Annotated in this window: 2 protein-coding genes; both read right to left on the reverse strand. The window is 73.1% G+C overall.

Annotation, left to right across the window (positions count from 1 at the left end):
- A partial coding sequence (locus tag BFN01_RS14585) for an FAD-dependent oxidoreductase (protein ID WP_143187267.1) occupies window positions 1-381 on the reverse strand: 381 nt, incomplete at its 3' end.
- Window positions 378-1,009, reverse strand: a 632-nt coding sequence (locus tag BFN01_RS14590; protein WP_177243892.1) for a quinolinate synthase NadA, incomplete at its 5' end; no start/stop codon positions are given. The genes BFN01_RS14590 and BFN01_RS14585, both read right to left, overlap by 4 nt.

Genomic DNA, 1,009 nt, shown 5'->3' on the forward strand with positions numbered 1-1,009 from the left:
GCCGGTGGCGTCGCCCCCGGCGTGCGCGATGCGCGGGCGGGTGTGCAGGGGCTCGAGTCCACGCGCGATGTCCCCGTCGGCGGTGCGATCGAACGCCACGCCCGCGTCGACGAGTGCCGCGATCGCGGCGTGCGCACCGTCGACGAGCGCGGTGATCGCGAGGGGGTCGCCGTGGCCGTCGCCGGCCTGCAGGGTGTCGAGTGCGTGCAGCGCGGGGGAGTCGCCGGGCCCGTACGCGCCGGCGACACCACCCTGTGCGTGGGCGGTGCAGCCGTCACCCAGCGCGCCCTTGACGAGCAGAGTGACCCGGTGACCGAGGGCGTCGGCGCGCAGGGCGGCCGTGAGGCCGGCGATGCCCCCGCCGACGATGATCACGTTCATCGCGGTCGCGCCACCAGCATCCGCTCGAGCGCGACCCTGGCGGGCAGCGCGACGTCGTCGGCGACGCGGATGCGGTTCTGCACTCTGCCGGCGACGAGCTCCTCCAGCACCCAGGCGAGGTAGCCGGGGTGGATGCGGTACATGGTCGAGCACGGGCAGACGACCGGGTCGAGGCAGAAGATCTCGTGCTGCGGATGCTGGGCCGCGAGGCGCCGCACGAGGTTGATCTCGGTGCCGATCGCGAAGGTGGTGGGCTCTGTTGCGGCGGCGATCGCCTTGCGGATGTAGTCGGTGGATCCCGCCTCGTCTGCCGCGTCGACGACCTCGACCGGGCATTCCGGATGCACGATGACCCGCACCCCGGGATGCTCGGCGCGCGCCTGCGCGATCTGGTCGACGGTGAACCGGCGATGCACCGAGCAGAAGCCGTGCCAGAGGATCACCCCGGCGTCGCGCAGCTCGTCGGCACTCGATCCGCCCAGCGGCCGGCGCGGGTTCCACATCGGCATCCGCTCCAGCGGCACCCCCATCGCCTTCGCGGTGTTGCGACCGAGGTGCTGGTCGGGGAAGAAGAGCACCCGACGGCCGCGAGCGAACGCCCACTCCAGCACCGTCGCGGCGTTCGACG

Source organism: Microbacterium sp. AR7-10 (assembly GCF_001878835.1).
Taxonomy (GTDB): Bacteria; Actinomycetota; Actinomycetes; order Actinomycetales; family Microbacteriaceae; genus Microbacterium; species Microbacterium commune.